This is a genomic window from Bradyrhizobium cosmicum, from assembly GCF_032290525.1.
GTDB lineage: Bacteria > Pseudomonadota > Alphaproteobacteria > Rhizobiales > Xanthobacteraceae > Bradyrhizobium > Bradyrhizobium cosmicum_A.
The window spans coordinates 19,770-36,916 of sequence record NZ_JASXTA010000036.1 but is presented as its reverse complement, the minus strand read 5'-3'; the positions used below and the strand labels follow the sequence as shown (position 1 = coordinate 36,916).

Genomic DNA, 17,147 nt, shown 5'->3' with positions numbered 1-17,147 from the left:
GGCGACGGACCATCGGCATGCCATCCCCTTCGTCTGCTTCACAAGGAGCGGACCTTAACGCATAACAGATCTTAAGGCCTGCTGGGTGACCGAATAAGCTTTTCGTGAGACTGGTAAGGTTTGCGACCAAACCTTACGAGTTGACGAATGGACAAGCTTTCGCGTAGCGGACACCTCAATGTCACTCTCGGGCCATTCCTCACGTCCCGCATGTCCTCTTCAAGCTTGTTCCGACTTTGGTAAGATGCCGCAGGTCCACGACAACCTCGGCAGCGGCCTCCCGCGCGTCTTCAGCAGTGCGCTAGCCTCGATGTGTTCGGAGCTAGGGGTGTCTGTTAATCCTCTCGGAATTGCTCGTCTTTTTCTTGCACGCTCTGAACAATCTACGGCCCTAGCCACGGCGCTCTTGAGCACGGCGATTAAGGCACTGGGGGCGCTCCGGCTTTACCGGCCCGCAGCCCCTCCTGCGGCGGCTCGTCGTCTGAAATCGCGCGCCAGGCGGCGCCGTCGAGATCGTCGTACTGGCCGCTGCGGAGCGACCAGAGGAAGCCAGCCAGTCCTGCGCCTCCGAGCATCAGCGCCAGCGGGACCAGGATGACTAGGATTTCCATCACAGCCTCTCCCGCGACGCGCTGCGGGCGCGCAGCGAATTCAGCATGACCAGGATCGAAGATCCGCTCATGGCCGCTGCGGCAATCAGGGGCGTCACGACGCCGCTGATCGCGACCGGCACGGCCAGGACGTTATAGCCGATCGCAAGCCAGAGGTTCTGCCGCATCAGATGCAGCGCCTTGCGCGCGGAATCGATCGCCGCGACGATAGGCGCCAGTGGCCGACCGAGGAAGACGAGATCAGCGGTGGCCTGGCTGAGATGCGCGGCCGAGATCGGCGACATCGAGACATGGGCCGCCGCCAGCGAGGGCGCGTCGTTGATGCCGTCGCCGACCATCAGCACCTTCATGCCGCGCCGCTTCAATTCCTCGATCCGTGCGATCTTGTCGGCCGGCGTGACGCCGGCGCGCCATTCGAGAATGGCGAGCGCATGGGCCGCCGCGATCACCGCCGGCTCGCGGTCGCCCGAGAGGATCTCGATGCCGATATTGCGCGCCTTCAGCGCCGCGATCACGGCCTGCGCATCCGACCGCAGGCCCTGGCGCACCGAAAGGATGAACCTTGAACCGCCCTTGCTGAACGCGACGATGGAGGCTTCGGGGTCGAGATCGTCCGTCAACCCGACGAGACCCTCGGCGTCACAGAAGGACGGACGGCCCAAGCGAATCTCGATGCCGTCCACCGTTGCGCGCACGCCCTGGCCGGGCTCCTCGACTGCACCGACAACAGGCGACCTTACGCCGGCGGCCTGCGCGACCGCGGCGGCCACGGGATGATGGCTCGACAACGCGAGCCGCCCGGCAAGCTCGAAGATATCGGCGGGAATGTCGGCCGCGTTCGTCACCTGAAGGTCGGGCAGGGTCAGCGTGCCGGTCTTATCGAAAATGACCTGATCCGCTTCCGCCAGCCGCTCGATGGCATCGCCCGAATTGAGCAGCACGCCCGACCTGAACATCGCGCCCGAGGCGATCGTCTGCACCGTCGGAATCGCAAGCCCCAGCGCGCAGGGACAGGTGATGATCAGCACGGCAACGCCGGTGACGATCGCATCGTGCCAGCTTGCACCGAATAGGACCCAGCCGAAAATAGTGATGAGCGCGGTCGCGTGCACCACCGGGGCGTAGAGCCGCGAGGCCCGGTCGGCGAGGCGCATGTAGCGCGAGCGCGCCTGGAGCGCGTTGTCGAGAAGCTGCGTAATCTCGGCCAGCAGCGTCGCCTCCGAGGCCGCCGAGACCCGGACGCGTAGAGCGCCTGAGATGTTCATGGAGCCGGCATAGACCGCCGTGCCCTGCCCGGCCGCGACGTAGAGCGTCTCGCCGGTAATCAGGCTCTGGTCGATCTCGGAGCGTCCCTCGATCACTGTGCCGTCAACCGCGCAGCGCTCGCCCGGACGCAGCAGCACGATGTCGCCAGGATGGATCGCCGCGACCGGCACCTGCGAGATCTCGTCCGGGCCCACGAACTTCGCCGCCGTCTCTGCCTTCAGCGCGGCGAGATTGCCGGCAACCGCGCGGGTCCGCCGCCGCATGTTCTGGTCGAGCACGCGTCCGACCAGCAGGAAGGTCAGCAGCATGATCGCCGCGTCGAAATATGCGTGCTCGGCATGGTGGATGGTCTCGACCACGGACACGCCGAGCGCAAGGCACACGCCGATCGAAATCGGCACGTCCATGTTGGTTGTCCTGTTCGACAGCGCGCGCCAGGCTGAGCGGAAGAACGGCTGGCCGGCATAGGCCGCCGCCGGCAGCGCGATCAGCGCCGACAGCCAGTGGAAGAAGTCGCGCTGCTCGGGCAGCATGTCCGAGACGTTGCCGGACCACACCGGGATCGACAGCATCATCACGTTCATGGTGGCGAAGGCGGCGACGCCGAGACAGCGCAGCAGGAAGCGGGATTCGGCAACCTCCGCCACCTCCGCGCTCGCGGTCTCGAAAGGATAGGCCTTGTAGCCGAGCTCTTCGAGCCGGTCGATGAAACGGCTGGGGTCGAGCGTGCCCGCCTTCCACTCCAGCGCGACACGGCGATCGGTGAGGTTCACGCGCGCCAGCGTGACGTCGGGGATGGCGGACAATCCGCGCTCGATTTTCGCCATGCAGCCGGCGCAGTGAACGCCCTCGACCGCGAGATCGATATGCTGGACACCCGCGCCCGCATTCCGAACATAGTGAGAGAAATCCCGCGTGACCTGCATGACGATATTCTTCAGTTCAGGATGACGCGGTTGCGCGACATGAACACGCGCTGCCCTCGCGCCTCGCCCTCGATTACCAGATCCCACTGTCCCGGCGCGACGAACGCGGCGTTGCCGCGATAAATGGCGATGCCGGCTTCCAATAGCTCGACCTGCAGATCGGCGCGCTTGTCGGTCGGCCGCTCCAGACGACCGCCGAACTTCAGGCCGCTCATAGGCCGGCCGCTCGCATCGCGCGCCTCGACCTGGAGCACGGCGCCGCCATCGGCGCCGCGCTCGATATGGGCATTGACCTGCCATTTTCGCGCGGCCTGGTCCTGCGCCGCCGAGATCTCGTGGTCATACGCGAGGCCCGCCGCATAGGGGCTGTCGACGTCGGTGCCGGGCAGCGTCGCGATCGCGAGCTTCATCATGGTGACGTTGACGCCGATCACGAGCCCGAAGAAGGCGACTAGCATCAGAAACACTTTCGTTCCGCTCAGCGGCTTGGTTGCCATGGCAGTCTCCTGGCCTTACGGCGCGACGAAATTGTCGGTGGCGGTGGCGACTTCGCCAAGGCCGATATCGGTGACGTGGAAGCGCACGGGAATCGACTTCTCTGGATTGCCCTCCGCCGGCGCGGTGACCAGCAGGCGCAGTTCGCTGCTGGAGTCGCGGGGGATCACGATCATCGGCCGGTCCGGCGTCACCGAATCGATGCCTATCACGTGAATAGTCAGGTTTGCCGGACCGTTCGCGTCGATCGCGATGACGCGGTCGTAGCCGCTCTTGTTGAGCAGCCGGACCGTGTAGGCGTTGCGGATCGAGCCGTCGCTGAGCTTGACCGCGACCGGATTGCGGTCGTGCAGCACGTTGACGTCGAGCAAGCTGCGGGTCGCGAGCGTGTAGATCATGATCCCGCCGACAGCCGCGATGATCGCGCTGTACGCGACGGTGCGGGCCCGCACGATACGGTAGACCGGCGCCTTGCCCTCCTGGCGGCGCTGGATGTTGATGTCGTTGTCGTAGCCGATCAGCCGCTTCGGCCGGCGGATCTTGGTCATGACGTTGTCGCAGGCGTCGATGCAGAGCCCGCACTGGATGCATTCGAGCTGCGGCCCGTTGCGGATGTCGATGCCGGTCGGGCAGACCGCGACGCATTGATAGCAATCGACGCAGTCGCCGATCTGCTCGCCGAGCGCTCGCAGCTCGGCGGCCTTCTTGACCGAGGTGCGCTTCTCGCCGCGGTCGTAGCGATAGGTGACGTTGAGCGCCCATTCATCGGTGAGCGCGGCCTGGATGCGCGGCCACGGGCACATGTAGGTGCAGACCTGCTCGCGCATGAAGCCGGCCAGCACATAGGTCGTAGCGGTGAGGATGCCGATCCAGATATAGGCGATCATCGGCGCCTGGAAGGTGACGAGTTCCTTCACCAGCGTCGGCGCGTCGTTGAAATAGAGCACCCAGGCGCCGCCGGTCCACCAGGCGATCAAAAGCCAGATCGAATGCTTGAGCACGATCTCGGAGATGCGCTCAAGCTTCATCGGATCGGAGGACTTGTCCTTCTTCATCCGTTCGCGCCGATCGCCCTCGACCAGGCGCTCGACGGCATAGAACAGATCGGTCCACACCGTCTGCGGGCACAGATAGCCGCACCAGATCCGGCCGCCGACGGAGTTCATCAGGAACAGCGCCACCGCGGCGACGATCAGGAGGCCGGTGAAGTAGTAGACCTCCTGCGGCCACAGCTCGATGAAAAAGAAATAGAAGCGGCTGTTGGGCAGATCGATCAGCACCGCCTGGCTGGGGGCGCCAAGACCGCGATTCCAGCGCACGAATGGCAGCAAGTAGTAGACGCCGAGGCAGAATGCCATCAGGGCCCATTTGATCCGGCGAAACGTGCCGGAGACGCTCTGCGGATAGACCTTCTTGCGGGCTGCGTAGAGCGGCCCGCTGTCGTCATCCGATGTGAGGTCGTTCGGTTTCACGGTCTCGTTCATCACCGATAGCTTTTCGAGAGGTGCGATTAAACCTAGACCCGGCGCCGCTGCGTCAGTTGATCCAGCGCAAACGAGGTACTTTTGTTCGCCCCCGTTTACGGCCGATCTGCTATTTTCCGCCGCCCAGTGAGTGGACATAGACCGCCATCGCCTTGATGGTGGCGGGATCGAGCCGCCCTTCCCAGGCCGGCATGACGCCGGCGCGGCCAAGGCTGATGGTCTCGATCAAGTTCGCTTCGCCGGAGCCGTAGAGCCAGATCTTGTCGGTCAGATCAGGAGCGCCCATCTCCGGGTTGCCCTTGCCGCCGTCGCCGTGGCAAGCGACGCAATTCTCCGCAAATATCTTCTCGCCTTTGGCGGCATCATAGCCCTTGCGGGTCGACAGGCCCGACAGCGCGCGCACGTAATTGGCGACCGTGACGATCTCGTCGCCCTTCAGCACGCCGTCCTTGCCGAAGGCGAGCATCTGGCCCTCATGCGTCTTGGCATGGCCCGAGCGCACGCCGAACTGGATGGTCTGCATGATCTGGTCGAGCGTGCCACCCCACAGCCAGTCGTCGTCGTTCAGGTTCGGATAGCCCTTGGCGCCGGCGCCGCCCGAGCCGTGGCAGGGCGCACAATTGTCGCCGAACACGGTCTTGCCCTTGGCGCGGGCCAGCGCCAGCAGCGCGGGGTCCTTTTCGATCTCGGCGAGCGAGGCCGCGCCGAGCGCCACCATCTTGGCCCCGCGGATATTCTCGAGGTTGGCGAGCTCGAGCGCGACGTCCGCGCGTGTCGAGTAGCCGAACAGCCCCGTCGTATTGCTGGAGATCAGTGGCCAGGCCGGATAGACGATCCAGTAGCCGAGCGCCCAGACAATGGTGAGGTAGAAGGTGATGACCCACCAGCGCGGCAGCGGCGTGTTGAGCTCCTTGATGCCGTCCCACTCATGTCCAGTCGTGGACCTGCCGGAGACGGAATCGATGTCGCCATGATGATCGGCCATGATGTCTCACTCCTCCCGCAGCGGCAGCTGTGCCGCCTCGTCGAACGCTGCCTTGTTGCGGGGCCAGAATGCGTAGGCGATGATCGCGAGAAAGATCGCGATGAACGCTGGGGTCCAGATCGTGGTCACGAGACCGGACGCGAGATTGTCGAGTGTCAGGATGGCTTTCATCGTTCGTGCCTTCTCAGCGAAGATTGGCTTTCTCGTTGTAGATCTTGAAATCGACCAGCGTGCCGAGCATCTGCAGATAAGCGATCAGCGCGTCCATCTCGGTCGGCGTTCCGCTCTTGCCGTCGAAATTGCGCACGCCCGCCTTGGCGTAGCGCTTGGTGAAGGCGTCGGAGCCGGCGCTGTCAGGATCGGCCTGGGCCTTCAGATCGGCGCCGGCGCTGGCGATCTGATCGTCGGTGTAGGGCACCCCGACGGTCCTCAGCGTGCGCATGTGATCGGCGATCGTATCGGGATCGACCTCGGTTGCGCTGAGGAACGGATAGCCGGGCATCACCGACTGCGGCACGATCGCGCGCGGGTTGATAAGATGGGTGACGTGCCAGTCGTCTGAATATTTGGCGCCGACGCGGGCAAGATCGGGACCGGTGCGCTTCGAGCCCCACTGGAACGGGTGGTCGAACATGCTCTCGGCGGCGAGCGAGAAGTGGCCGTAGCGCTCGACCTCGTCGCGCAGCGGGCGGATCATCTGCGAATGGCAGAGATAGCAGCCTTCGCGGACGTAGACGTTGCGGCCCGCCAGCTCCAGCGGCGTGTAGGGCCTGACGCCATCGACCGCCTCGATCGTGCTCTTAAGGTAGAACAGCGGGGTGATCTCGACGAGACCGCCGATCGCGATCACCAGCAAGATGCCGACGATCAGGATGATCGAGTTCTTTTCGAAGATTTGGTGGCGTGTCCAGAACGACATCGAAAGCTCCTCATTCCGCCGGCTGAAGCGCGACGGGCACCTGGACTTCCGCTTCGCCGACGCGAACGGTCATCCAGAGATTGTAGGCCATGACCAGCGCGCCGATCAGGAACAGCCCGCCGCCGGCGGCGCGGATGATATAGAAGGGATGCATCGCCTCGACGCTCTCGATGAAGGAATATTCGAGGAAGCCGAGCGAAGTGTAGGCGCGCCACATCAGGCCCTGGAGGATGCCGGACACCCACATCGCCGAGATGTAGAGCACGATGCCGAGCGTCGCGATCCAGAAGTGCCAGTTGACGAGCTTGAGGCTGTAGAGGCCTTTGCGCTCCCAGATCCACGGCACCAGGCAGTACAGCGCGCCGAACGAGACGAAGCCGACCCAGCCGAGCGCGCCGGAATGCACGTGGCCGATGGTCCAGTCGGTGTAGTGGCTGAGCGAGTTGACCACCTTGATCGACATCATCGGACCTTCGAAGGTCGACATGCCGTAGAAGGCGACAGAGACCACCAGCATCCGCAGCACGGGATCGGTGCGCAGCTTGTCCCAGGCGCCCGACAGCGTCATCAGGCCGTTGATCATGCCGCCCCAGGAGGGCATCCACAGCATGATCGAGAAGGTCATGCCGAGCGTCTGCGTCCAGTCCGGCAACGCCGTGTAGTGCAAATGGTGCGGTCCGGCCCAGATGTAGAGGAAGATCAGCGCCCAGAAGTGAATGATCGAGAGGCGGTAGGAATAGATCGGCCGCTCGGCGCGTTTCGGGATGAAGTAGTACATGATGGCAAGGAAGCCGGCAGTCAGGAAGAAGCCGACCGCGTTATGGCCGTACCACCACTGGAACATCGCATCCTGGATACCGCCCCAGGCGACATACGACTTCGAGCCGAACACCGAGACGGGAAGCGCCGGATTGTTGCCGAGATGCAGCACGGCGATCGTCATGATGAAGGCGAGATAGAACCAGTTCGCGACGAAGATATGCGGCTCTTTCCGCTTGATGATGGTGGCAAGGAAGACGAGGAGATAGGTGACCCAGACGATGGTGAGCCAGAGATCGGCATACCACTCCGGTTCGGCATATTCCTTGGACTGGGTGACACCGAGCAGATAGCCGGTGCCGGCGATCAGGATGAAGAAGTTGTAGCCGAGTACGACGAACCAGGGCGCGAGATCGCCGGCGAGCCGCGCGCGGCAGGACTTCTGCACCACGTAGAAGGACGTGCCGATCAGCACGTTGCCGCCGAAAGCGAAGATCACCGCGGAGGTGTGGAGCGGCCGGAGGCGGCCGAAGCTGGTCCAGGGCAGATCGAAGTTCAGCGCCGGCCAGGCGAGCTGCGAGGCGATGATCAAGCCGACGAGGAAGCCGGCGATCCCCCAGAACATCGCCATGACGGCGGTGAACTTGATCGGCCCCATATTGTAGTTGGGGCGACCGTTGATCTCCGCGGGCGGCAGCACCGCCGGACGATCGAAGTAGCGGTTGACGATGCAGAACACCGCGGCCAGGCTCGCCGCCGCGCTGAGCGCAGCGTGGAAGGCGAACGGCGCATCGAGCGCCTTGGCCGAGGCGATCACGCAGAGAAAGGCGGTGAGTGCGAATACGACAGCCAGGCCGCTTTCACCTGACGTCATGGATTTGGAGATGGGGGGCTGGCTCATGCGGATTCTCTCTCGAAAGAACACTGCGCCAGAAACCACATTCACCCTCGCGGGGAATTGATTGAAATCAAGGGAGATGGATTTCTATTGATGTGAGACAGTTGCGCATCAAAGAGCGATATCAGTCGCTTGTTCCCAGCGTCGCGCGCAGGGCGACCGCTCGCCTCCGTGAAATCACGGAGCCCGCAATCGCAGGATCCAAGGCGCCTCCTCAATCGCGCGCGGTGGCCTTGAGTGCCTTGATGACGTCCTCGCGGGCAATGATTCCGACCAGCTTCTCGGCGCCGTCGAGCACGATAATGCTCCTGATACGGTGCTCGACCATGATCTGGAGCACGCGAGTCAGCCGCGTGTCGGGGCTGACATAGATGAACTCGGGCGTCATGACGTCGCCGATCCTGCGGCTCATCAGGTTGTGATAGCGCGGCAGCATTTGGCTCGGCGAGAACGCGAAGCATTTCAGGATGTCGAATTTGGTGACGATGCCGACCACCTGTCCGTCGTCCTCGACCGGATAGGAGTTAAAATCGTCGGTCTCGAACATCTCGCTGAGCGCGAGCAGGTCTCGGTCGCGCTGCACCGTCTTGACGTTGCGCGTCATGTTGTCCTCGACGGTCTCTTCAAGAAACTTGTACACGGCGCGTCCTCCTCGAAATCGCTTTCGGCCGACCGGCGGTCAGTGCGACAGCAGCACGCTGCGGACGGATTGCGTGACCAGATATTCGGTGACGCCGCCGAGGATCAGCTCGCGAAAGCGCGAATGGCCGTAGGCGCCAGCCACGATCAGGCTCGCCCCGACGTCGCCGGCAACCTTCTCCAATTGCATGGCGGCGGTCTTGTTGCCCCCAGCTTCCGGGACGCGCGCGGTCGCGGTGACGCCGTGGCGGACGAGCCAGGCGGCAACGTCGGCGACGCCAGCCATCGCAGCCGAACGTTCCTCACCCTGCTCTGGAATTTCGACGATGGCAACGTCCCTCGCCTTACGCAGCAGCGGCAGTGCGTCCGCCACCGCGCGCCGCGACTCCGGCGTGTCCTTCCAGGCCACGAGCACACTGCGCAGATCGAGCCAGTTGACCCGGTCCGGCACGACCACCAGCGGGCGGCCGGCCTGCATCACCAGATCCTTGGGGCTTGCGAGCGCGAACGCGTCGGAGAAGGCGGGGCTTTGTCCGCCACTGACGACGAGGTCGGCGCAGCGCGCCTGCGCCAGGATGAATCGCGACGGAAAATCGATGGCGCTGCGCCATTCCGCGCGTGCGCCGCGATTTTTCGTCGCGGTACGGAATTGCGCCTCCAGATCGGCAAGGCGTCTCTTGATGGAGGCTTCCTCCTGCTCGACCAGCCCCTGAGCCGCGGCACCATCGGTGAAATAGAGCGGCGGCGCGAACTGCGCGGCAGCAACCCCGACGATGGCCGCTTCGAACCGTTCGGCAAGCTCGCCCGCGACCTGAAGACGCGCCTCGTTGGATTGATCGAGCGCCAGGCTGACCATCACGGTCGCGTATGTCATCGGGAATCTCCGGAAGTCATGAACTGACGCGAAATCTAGCCTCACCGTCGCAAGGGCAAGATGAGGTAGATCAAACCGCCGGGCGCGGGGCCTACGGAAATCCGCCAATGGAATCAGACATCCGACCTTGCCTCCGGCGGTAGCCTGAGCGAAATTGCCGCGATGGTGGCGGCAAATCAGCCGGCCACGAGACAATTGGAGCCATCGCTTGTCGCCGACCCGTGTCACGCATCCGCCAGACGACGGTCGCGGCGAGCATTTCCGGGTGCGGATCGAGGGATTCGGCGTCGGCACCTGGGATCTCGACCTCACGACGCGCGAATTGGACTGGTCGGATACCGCCAGGAGCCTGCTTGGTATCGAACAGGGCAGACCTGCGAGCTACGAGCTCTTCCTGTCGCGCGTCGAGACCGGGGATCGCGAACGCGTGGAGACCGCAATCGAGCGCGTCTCCGAACACGGAGGCGGCTTCGACGTTTCCTTTCGAGTCGCAAACCATTCCGGCAGCGGACGGTGGATTCGCGCCCGGGCGGGAGTCATTCGCGACGACACGGGCGTTGCCCGTCATCTCTCCGGCATCTTCCTCGACATCGATGAGGAGAAGCAGGTCGAGGAGGCGCTGCGCACCCGCGAGACCCACCTGCGCTCCATCCTCCACACCATTCCCGATGCGATGATCGTCATCGATGGCCGCGGCATCATGCAGCTGTTCAGCACGGCCGCGGAGCGCCTGTTCGGCTGGTCCGAGCACGAGGCGATCGGCCAGAACGTCAGCATCCTGATGCCGGAACCAGATCGCACCCGCCACGACAGCTACATCGCCCGTTATCGCACCACCAACGATCCGCACATCATCGGCATCGGCCGCATCGTCACCGGCAAGCGCCGTGACGGCACGACCTTTCCGATGCACCTGTCGATCGGCGAGATGCAGTCCGGCGGCGAGCCCTATTTCACCGGTTTCGTTCGCGACCTCACCGAGCACCAGCAGACCCAGGCGCGGCTTCAGGAATTGCAGTCCGAGCTCGTCCACGTCTCGCGGCTGACCGCGATGGGCGAGATGGCCTCTGCGCTCGCCCACGAGCTCAACCAACCGCTGGCCGCGATCAGCAATTACATGAAGGGATCGCGGCGCCTGCTCGCCGGCAGCACCGACCCGAACGCGCCCAAGGTCGAAAGCGCGCTCGATCGCGCGGCGGAGCAGGCCTTGCGCGCCGGCCAGATCATCCGGCGCCTGCGCGACTTCGTCTCCCGCGGCGAATCCGAAAAGCGGGTCGAGAGCCTGTCCAAGCTGGTCGAGGAGGCCGGCGCGCTCGGGCTGGCTGGCGCACGCGAGCAGAACGTGCAGCTCCGCTTCAGCCTCGATCCCGACGCCGATCTCGTCCTCGCCGATCGGGTGCAGATCCAGCAGGTGCTGGTCAATCTGTTCCGCAACGCGCTGGAAGCGATGGCGCAGTCACCGCAGCGCGAGCTCGTCGTCGTCAACAGCCGTGCCGGCGACGACATGATCGAGGTCGAGGTCTCCGACACCGGCTCCGGTTTTCGGGACGACGTCATTCCAAGCCTGTTCCAGACCTTCTTCACCACCAAGGACACCGGTATGGGCGTGGGACTGTCCATCAGCCGCTCGATCATCGAGGCTCACAGCGGCCGCATGTGGGCCGAGAGCAACGCATCGGGCGGCGCGACATTCCGCTTCACCTTGCCGGCAGCCGACGAGAACTGATCAATGACGACCAATGGACATGTCTACGTCATCGACGACGACGCAGCGATGCGGGACTCGCTGAACTTCCTGCTGGATGCAGCGGGCTTCGGCGTCACGCTGTTCGACGACGCGCAGAGCTTTCTCGACGCCCTGCCCGGCCTCACCTTTGGCTGCGTCGTCTCCGACGTGCGCATGCCCGGCCTCGATGGCATCGAGCTGTTGAAGCGGATGAATGCGCAGCAAAGCCCGTTCCCGATCCTGATCATGACCGGACATGGCGACGTGCCGCTCGCGGTCGAGGCGATGAAGTTAGGGGCCGTCGACTTTCTCGAGAAGCCGTTCGAGGACGATCGCCTCACCAGCATGATCGAATCCGCGATCCGTCAGGCCGAGCCTGCCGCCAGGCACGAGGCGGTCTCGCAGGACATCGCCGCCCGCGTTGCCTCCTTGAGCCCGAGGGAGCGCCAGGTCATGGAGGGGCTGATCGCGGGCCTCTCCAACAAGCTGATCGCCCGTGAATACGACATCAGCCCGCGAACCATCGAGGTGTACCGGGCCAACGTCATGACCAAGATGCAGGCGGGCAGCCTGTCCGAGCTGGTGCGGCTGGCAATGCGCGCCGGCATGCTGAAGGATTGAGGCAGGTCAAGGCCGTTGCGCCAGCCTGTGCTAGCCACTCAGCATGATCGAGATCGGCTCGCACCATCAGCAGCTCCCAACGGCCCCATCGCCGAGGCCCACGGTTTACGTGGTCGACGACGATGAAGCCGTGCTGGGATCCCTGCGTTTCCTGCTGGAGACCGATGATTTTGCCGTGCGGACCTTCCGGAGCGGCACGGCGCTGCTTACTGCCAGCGGCAGGCCGGGGGCCGACTGCTACGTGATCGACTACAAGATGCCCAACATTAACGGCATCGAGCTGGCCGGCCGGCTCCGCCAGGCTGACGGTGACATCCCGGTGATCCTGATCACCGGATATCCGGACGGCAACATCTCGGCCCGGGCGGCAGCCGCAGGCGTCAAGGACGTGATTTTGAAGCCGCTTCTCGGCGAAAACCTGGTCAAACGCATCCGCCACGCCATCCGGGCCGCCGGGGAAATTGACCTACGGGATTCTACGTAAGGGCTCCTCCTTAAGATATCGCTCGAAATTTTCGCCTCCCCCGATACCGCGTACGAAAGCGTCATCACAACGGAGATGGCGCAGATGCTCACCCAGACGCTCGACACCCAGGCGATCAACACGCAAGTTCGTGGCAAGATTGCCCCCGCCCATCCCGTCTCCGACCGGTTCGGCGCGATCACCAGCCATGTCGGCCTCGTCGCCACCGAGTTCTCCTACCGCAAGGACGAGGAGATCTACGGCGAGGACGAGCCAGCCGAATATGTCTACCAAGTCGTCACCGGCGCCGTGCGCAGCTACAAGCTCCTCTCCGACGGCCGCCGACAGATCGGCGCCTTCCATCTTACCGGCGACGTGTTCGGCCTCGAATCCGGCCCGACCCACCGTCTCGCCGCTGAAGCCATCATCGACACGACCGTGCGCCTCGTGAAGCGCGCGAGCCTGGAGAAGGCTGCCGGCAACGAGGTGCAGGTCGCCCGCAAGCTCTGGGCCATGACGGCCGGCGAGCTGCGCCACGCCGAAGACCACATGCTGCTGCTCGGCCGCAAGACCGCGATGGAGCGTGTCGCAACCTTCCTGCTCGAAATGGACCGCCGTCTCGCCGTTGCCGGCATGATGGCGCTGCCGATGTGCCGCCGCGATATCGGCGACTATCTCGGCCTCACGCTGGAGACCGTTTCGCGCGCGCTGTCGCAGCTTCACGCCGAAGGCATTCTGGGTTTCTCCGGCGCCCGCCAGATCGTGCTGCGCAACCGCCAGCGCCTGCATAATCTTGAGTCTTGATCGCTCCTCGCTACAGGCGCTTCCCCCCAAGGGGTGATTATCCGTTCTCGCATCACGTTATCGAACTGGCGATTTCGTCTTACGTTCCGTCGAGCCTCACGCGGGTTCTGGCACGCTAAATAATTGATATCTCAACCATCGCATTTTTACACGACGGCGCTAGGAAGCGCCCCATGACGAGAAGCGCTAGCCGAGCGCTCCAGAACGGCCGGTGAACAGGTTATTGAGTCCGGGACTTTGTCCGGGACTTTTCGCCGGCTAGCAGCCAACACCCCGCTACAATGTGAGCTGGTTCACAGATCGCAAAAAAGCTGGCACGCCGCCCTCGTCGAGTATTTCTTGTTTCTGTCATCGAAGTCCGACAGAATTAGAGGCCGGGATTTAAAATGGCCGGGGATTGCCGGCGTCACGGAGCGAAGATACTCCGCTCCAGCGACGTCTTGGAATGTTGCCTCGGGGTCACCTCACCCCGTGAAGCAAAAAGGAATGAGATAGTAGCCGTCAAAGGAAGACGATGATGATTGACGACCAGTTGGCGCGTGCACATCGCAACAATATTCGACGCTATAGCCACTTATTGCAAACTAGCCTGACAGAGTTCGAGCGTCAGTTTGTCGAAAAGCGTTTGAACGAAGAGAAGTCCAAGCCGGAGATATTGTTCAACTCGGTCTCAACCGAAGCGCACCGCGACCGACCACGAGCCCCGGACAGCCGCTTGGCTTAGCTCAGTCCACAAGGTTGCACTGGTGGGCTGGCCGCCAGCGTGAGGCCAGATAACCGGTTGGTGAATGAAACCATCTGCCGCCCGCCCGAAACAGTCCCGAAACGGTCCGGGCTTAGTCTCCTCACTGATGAGGGATCTCAAATGATCGCGCTCCAATTGACTGCAATGGCGCTGGTGGCGGAATTTTCTTGTCGATGTGCTCGGGCGATCTCGGCGCGGACGTGGTCCTCGCGATCCCAGTCTGCCTGCCGTAAGCGAAAAGGCGCAGGCGTGGACCGCCTGCAAGCCGCGGCTCCCTAAAAGGCCGGTCCCGAAGGAAATCCTTGAGGCGTAAGTTCTACGCGTCCGCTCCGGTGTTACAAGGGTCATGCTTGGAATGATCCTGATTACACCCGACGCTCGGTGGACGGCGATATGCTGTACGTCTATGCACGAGAGGAGGATGCCGCAGCTGAAATGGAGACGAGTTCGCGCTGCACATTTCGATCATTGCCTCGAAGATCCTCGATCGCCAGATCAATGTAGTGCTCGTTCTCCCGCGGCAACTCATGAAATCTGAACGATAGCTGTCCACACCCCTCACTGGAACAGGTGGAGAAGGTCAAGCCTGTACATTTGCGAATCCCAGCTCTGTGTTATGCGCCGGAACCACGGGGTTGGATGGCGATTCCTTCCGCGTTCATGGAGTTCGCGATGTTGATGTTCCGGGAGCGACGCCCCGCCTATCGCACGGTCGATGGTTGGGCTCAGTCGGTGTTGTTGGAAGCTGGTGCAATCCGGGAATGCGAAGAGCACGGTTGGATGCAAGATCGTGCCGATCCTCACGCCCGCGATCGCGCTTTCAAGATTGCTCGGCAGCACCCTCCCGTCGGGGTTTCGCCAGATGCGGCTGCCCTCGCAGTAGCGGAGGTCCTGGACGGGATCGGAGACACCTGCCCCGAATGCCTGTCCGAACACGGCCGCTGAGTTGGCGACCATCTAGTGTCAGGCCGCCACAATCGGCTCATGGCCTCCACAATCCCGAGGAGCGCGCCCTTTCGGTACGAAGCTCGCGAACTTTGAAGCTTCCTATCGCCGGCGCGCGACCCAGATTCCGAGCAGGAACGCAACGAAGAGCGACTGCAAGGGGGCCTTCATCGTCATCTCGCGCAGATGATCGGCCCAGCGCATCGTGGACTCCTCCGAAGACAACCGAAGCGGCCGCTTGCGCACTCCAGACGTCTCGGTACCCTCCCCGTCGCTCACGAGCCCGGACGCTTCCGTCATCGCCGAGGTTTCTTTCATATCCATGCGGCTCTCCTGCTCTGTCGTCAGGCCGACTTTCGTTGCGGCTTTGCTGAAGGCTTCTTTGCCACCGCTTCCTTGGCCGGCTTCTTGCCGGCGATCGGCATCAGCATCTCCTTTTGTCCGGCCGTCGCCTTCCGCGGCTTCTTGGTGGCCTTGCTCGATTTCGCCGACGGGGATACCTGACCCACGCTCCGCCGCAGCGCCTCCATCAGGTTGACCACGTTGGTCGCGGCGGGCTTTTCCTTGGGCCTGATCGGCTTGCCGGCGCGCTTCTGGTTGATCAGCTCGATCAGCGCGGTCTCGTAATGGTCCTCGAACTTCTCCGGCTCGAAGTTGCCCGCCTTCTGGTTCACGATGTGCCTGGCGAGATCGAGCATGTCCTTGGTCACCTTCACGTCCTGGATCTCGTCGAAGTATTCCTGCTCGCTGCGGACTTCGTAAGGGTAGCGCAGCAGGGTGCCGACCAGTCCCTTGTCCATCGGCTCCAGCGCGATGATGTGCTCGCGGTTCGTCAGCACCACCCGCCCGATCGCGACCTTGTCCATCTCGCGGATGGTCTCGCGGATCACGGCGAAGGCGTCGTGCCCGACCTTGCCGTCCGGACGGATGTAGTAGGGACGGATGAGGTAGCGCGGGTCGATGTCGCTGCGGTCAACGAATTCGTCGATCTCGATCGTGCGGGTGGATTCCAGCGCGATCTCCTCCAGCTCCTCCTTGGAGACCTCAATGTATTGGCCCTTGTCGAGCTCGTATCCCTTGACGATGTCCTCGTTGGGGACCTCCTCGCCCGTGTCGGCATCGACCTTAAGGTACTTGATGCGGTGCCCGGTCTGCCGGTTGAGCTGATTGAACGAGATCTTCTCGCTTTCCGACGTCGCCGGGTAGAGCGCCACCGGGCAGGTCACTAGGGATAGACGCAGAAAGCCTTTCCAGTTCGCGCGGGGGGCCATTGTTACGCAACGCTCCAGGTACGGGACACGGACTCAAGACGAACGGCGCGGCTCGGTTCCGACAGCTCCGGCCGCGATCCACGCAATTCAACCGCGCCCCTGCAGCAGCCGCCGGCGAAACACCGCGCCGACGCTTGACTCTTGCGAACAAAATGAGAACATAATCGGATGAGCGCTGCCCCCGAGCCATCCAGACCGGCCCCCGACGTCCTCGATGCCGCCGCCGACCAGGCCATCGCGGCCTGCGGCGGCGACGCCCGAGAAGCGCTCAAGGCGCTCATTGTTGCGAACGGCTTCCTTGAGGCGCAGGTCGAGGAGCTTCTGGCTTCGGTTTCCGCAGGCTACTCGCGGCGCCGGTTCGACCTCCCGCGCGATCGGAAGGATTGGTACGGCTGAGATGTCCGAGGTCACCTACTACGTCGCTCTACCCTTCGTGTCCGCCGACGACGGCGTCGCTGCCGGCGAGGCGGTCGAATGCTTCAACCCGAACGCGGCCGTGATGAAAGCCGAGGCGCTTTGGCGGAAGCCCGGCGTCGTCGGCGCCGTCGCGTTCAGCCGCAGCGGGGATCCTGCGACGGGCGACTTCGGAGACGCGACCGTGATCCTGAAGTTCGGCGAGGTGCCCGACGATCTGAGCACGTTGTGAAGCTCGAGGTTCGTTCGCACGGAGCGTGCGGAGGTTGCTTGAACATGGCGGGATGCATCTTCCGCATCGC

20 protein-coding genes are annotated in these 17,147 nt (G+C 63.5%); 8 read left to right on the top strand and 12 right to left on the bottom strand.

The window, feature by feature from the left end:
• Window positions 1-419: 419 nt before the first annotated feature.
• From ccoS to QSV46_RS36725, 10 genes are all read right to left on the bottom strand, one after another.
• Window positions 420-611, bottom strand: coding sequence for a cbb3-type cytochrome oxidase assembly protein CcoS (gene ccoS, locus QSV46_RS36770; protein ID WP_314963386.1), 192 nt, complete (start codon window positions 609-611; stop codon window positions 420-422).
• Entirely contained in the window at window positions 611-2,803 is a 2,193-nt protein-coding gene (locus tag QSV46_RS36765) for a cation-translocating P-type ATPase (protein ID WP_314963384.1), read from the bottom strand. The genes ccoS and QSV46_RS36765 overlap by 1 nt, the downstream gene beginning before the upstream one ends.
• Window positions 2,804-2,814: 11 nt before the next feature.
• Window positions 2,815-3,300 (bottom strand): FixH family protein, encoded by a 486-nt coding sequence (locus QSV46_RS36760; RefSeq protein WP_314963381.1) that lies wholly within the window; start codon window positions 3,298-3,300, stop codon window positions 2,815-2,817.
• 15 nt (window positions 3,301-3,315) lie between these two features.
• On the bottom strand, window positions 3,316-4,782 hold the full coding sequence (ccoG, locus tag QSV46_RS36755) for a cytochrome c oxidase accessory protein CcoG (protein WP_314963378.1): 1,467 nt from the start codon (window positions 4,780-4,782) through the stop codon (window positions 3,316-3,318).
• Between the two features lie 109 nt (window positions 4,783-4,891).
• A complete protein-coding gene (ccoP, locus tag QSV46_RS36750) occupies window positions 4,892-5,767 on the bottom strand; it encodes a cytochrome-c oxidase, cbb3-type subunit III (protein WP_314963375.1) in 876 nt (291 codons plus the stop codon).
• 6 nt (window positions 5,768-5,773) lie between these two features.
• Entirely contained in the window at window positions 5,774-5,938 is a 165-nt protein-coding gene (locus QSV46_RS36745; protein ID WP_314963372.1) for a cbb3-type cytochrome c oxidase subunit 3, read from the bottom strand.
• 13 nt (window positions 5,939-5,951) lie between these two features.
• Window positions 5,952-6,686, bottom strand: a complete 735-nt coding sequence (ccoO, locus tag QSV46_RS36740) for a cytochrome-c oxidase, cbb3-type subunit II (RefSeq protein ID WP_314963369.1) — start codon at window positions 6,684-6,686, stop codon at window positions 5,952-5,954.
• A gap of 10 nt (window positions 6,687-6,696) precedes the next feature.
• Window positions 6,697-8,346 (bottom strand): cytochrome-c oxidase, cbb3-type subunit I, encoded by a 1,650-nt coding sequence (gene ccoN / locus QSV46_RS36735; protein WP_314963368.1) that lies wholly within the window; start codon window positions 8,344-8,346, stop codon window positions 6,697-6,699.
• Between the two features lie 211 nt (window positions 8,347-8,557).
• Window positions 8,558-8,983: an HPP family protein gene (locus tag QSV46_RS36730; RefSeq protein WP_314963365.1), complete on the bottom strand. Its 426-nt coding sequence runs from the start codon at window positions 8,981-8,983 to the stop codon at window positions 8,558-8,560.
• A 39-nt stretch (window positions 8,984-9,022) separates the two neighbouring features.
• Entirely contained in the window at window positions 9,023-9,856 is an 834-nt protein-coding gene (locus QSV46_RS36725; protein WP_314963363.1) for a universal stress protein, read from the bottom strand.
• Window positions 9,857-10,064: 208 nt separating this feature from the next.
• On the opposite strand from QSV46_RS36725, the gene fixL reads away from it, so the two are divergent.
• The 6 genes from fixL to QSV46_RS36695 all read left to right on the top strand — a co-directional run bounded on the left by fixL (window position 10,065) and on the right by QSV46_RS36695 (window position 15,160).
• Window positions 10,065-11,582: a sensor protein FixL gene (fixL, locus tag QSV46_RS36720; protein ID WP_314963361.1), complete on the top strand. Its 1,518-nt coding sequence runs from the start codon at window positions 10,065-10,067 to the stop codon at window positions 11,580-11,582.
• A gap of 3 nt (window positions 11,583-11,585) precedes the next feature.
• Window positions 11,586-12,203 carry a response regulator FixJ gene (fixJ, locus tag QSV46_RS36715; RefSeq protein WP_314963359.1) on the top strand — a complete coding sequence of 206 codons (618 nt, stop codon included), beginning with the start codon at window positions 11,586-11,588 and terminating at the stop codon, window positions 12,201-12,203.
• 43 nt (window positions 12,204-12,246) lie between these two features.
• On the top strand, window positions 12,247-12,687 hold the full coding sequence (locus QSV46_RS36710; RefSeq protein ID WP_314963357.1) for a response regulator: 441 nt from the start codon (window positions 12,247-12,249) through the stop codon (window positions 12,685-12,687).
• A gap of 84 nt (window positions 12,688-12,771) precedes the next feature.
• Window positions 12,772-13,470 (top strand): helix-turn-helix domain-containing protein, encoded by a 699-nt coding sequence (locus QSV46_RS36705; RefSeq protein ID WP_314963354.1) that lies wholly within the window; start codon window positions 12,772-12,774, stop codon window positions 13,468-13,470.
• 514 nt (window positions 13,471-13,984) lie between these two features.
• Window positions 13,985-14,194, top strand: coding sequence for a hypothetical protein (locus tag QSV46_RS36700; protein WP_409997257.1), 210 nt, complete (start codon window positions 13,985-13,987; stop codon window positions 14,192-14,194).
• 693 nt (window positions 14,195-14,887) lie between these two features.
• Window positions 14,888-15,160 (top strand): hypothetical protein, encoded by a 273-nt coding sequence (locus QSV46_RS36695; protein ID WP_314963394.1) that lies wholly within the window; start codon window positions 14,888-14,890, stop codon window positions 15,158-15,160.
• A gap of 102 nt (window positions 15,161-15,262) precedes the next feature.
• Here the strand turns inward: QSV46_RS36695 and QSV46_RS36690 are convergent, their stop codons facing one another.
• Both QSV46_RS36690 and QSV46_RS36685 read right to left on the bottom strand, forming a co-directional pair.
• Window positions 15,263-15,484 carry a hypothetical protein gene (locus QSV46_RS36690; RefSeq protein WP_314963351.1) on the bottom strand — a complete coding sequence of 74 codons (222 nt, stop codon included), beginning with the start codon at window positions 15,482-15,484 and terminating at the stop codon, window positions 15,263-15,265.
• 20 nt (window positions 15,485-15,504) lie between these two features.
• On the bottom strand, window positions 15,505-16,431 hold the full coding sequence (locus QSV46_RS36685; RefSeq protein WP_314963349.1) for a Ku protein: 927 nt from the start codon (window positions 16,429-16,431) through the stop codon (window positions 15,505-15,507).
• Between the two features lie 168 nt (window positions 16,432-16,599).
• Between QSV46_RS36685 and QSV46_RS36680 the strand changes: the two genes are divergently transcribed.
• Entirely contained in the window at window positions 16,600-16,827 is a 228-nt protein-coding gene (locus QSV46_RS36680) for a hypothetical protein (protein ID WP_314963348.1), read from the top strand.
• A gap of 1 nt (window position 16,828) precedes the next feature.
• On the top strand, window positions 16,829-17,077 hold the full coding sequence (locus QSV46_RS36675; RefSeq protein WP_314963346.1) for a hypothetical protein: 249 nt from the start codon (window positions 16,829-16,831) through the stop codon (window positions 17,075-17,077).
• The last annotated feature ends 70 nt before the right edge of the window (window positions 17,078-17,147 follow it).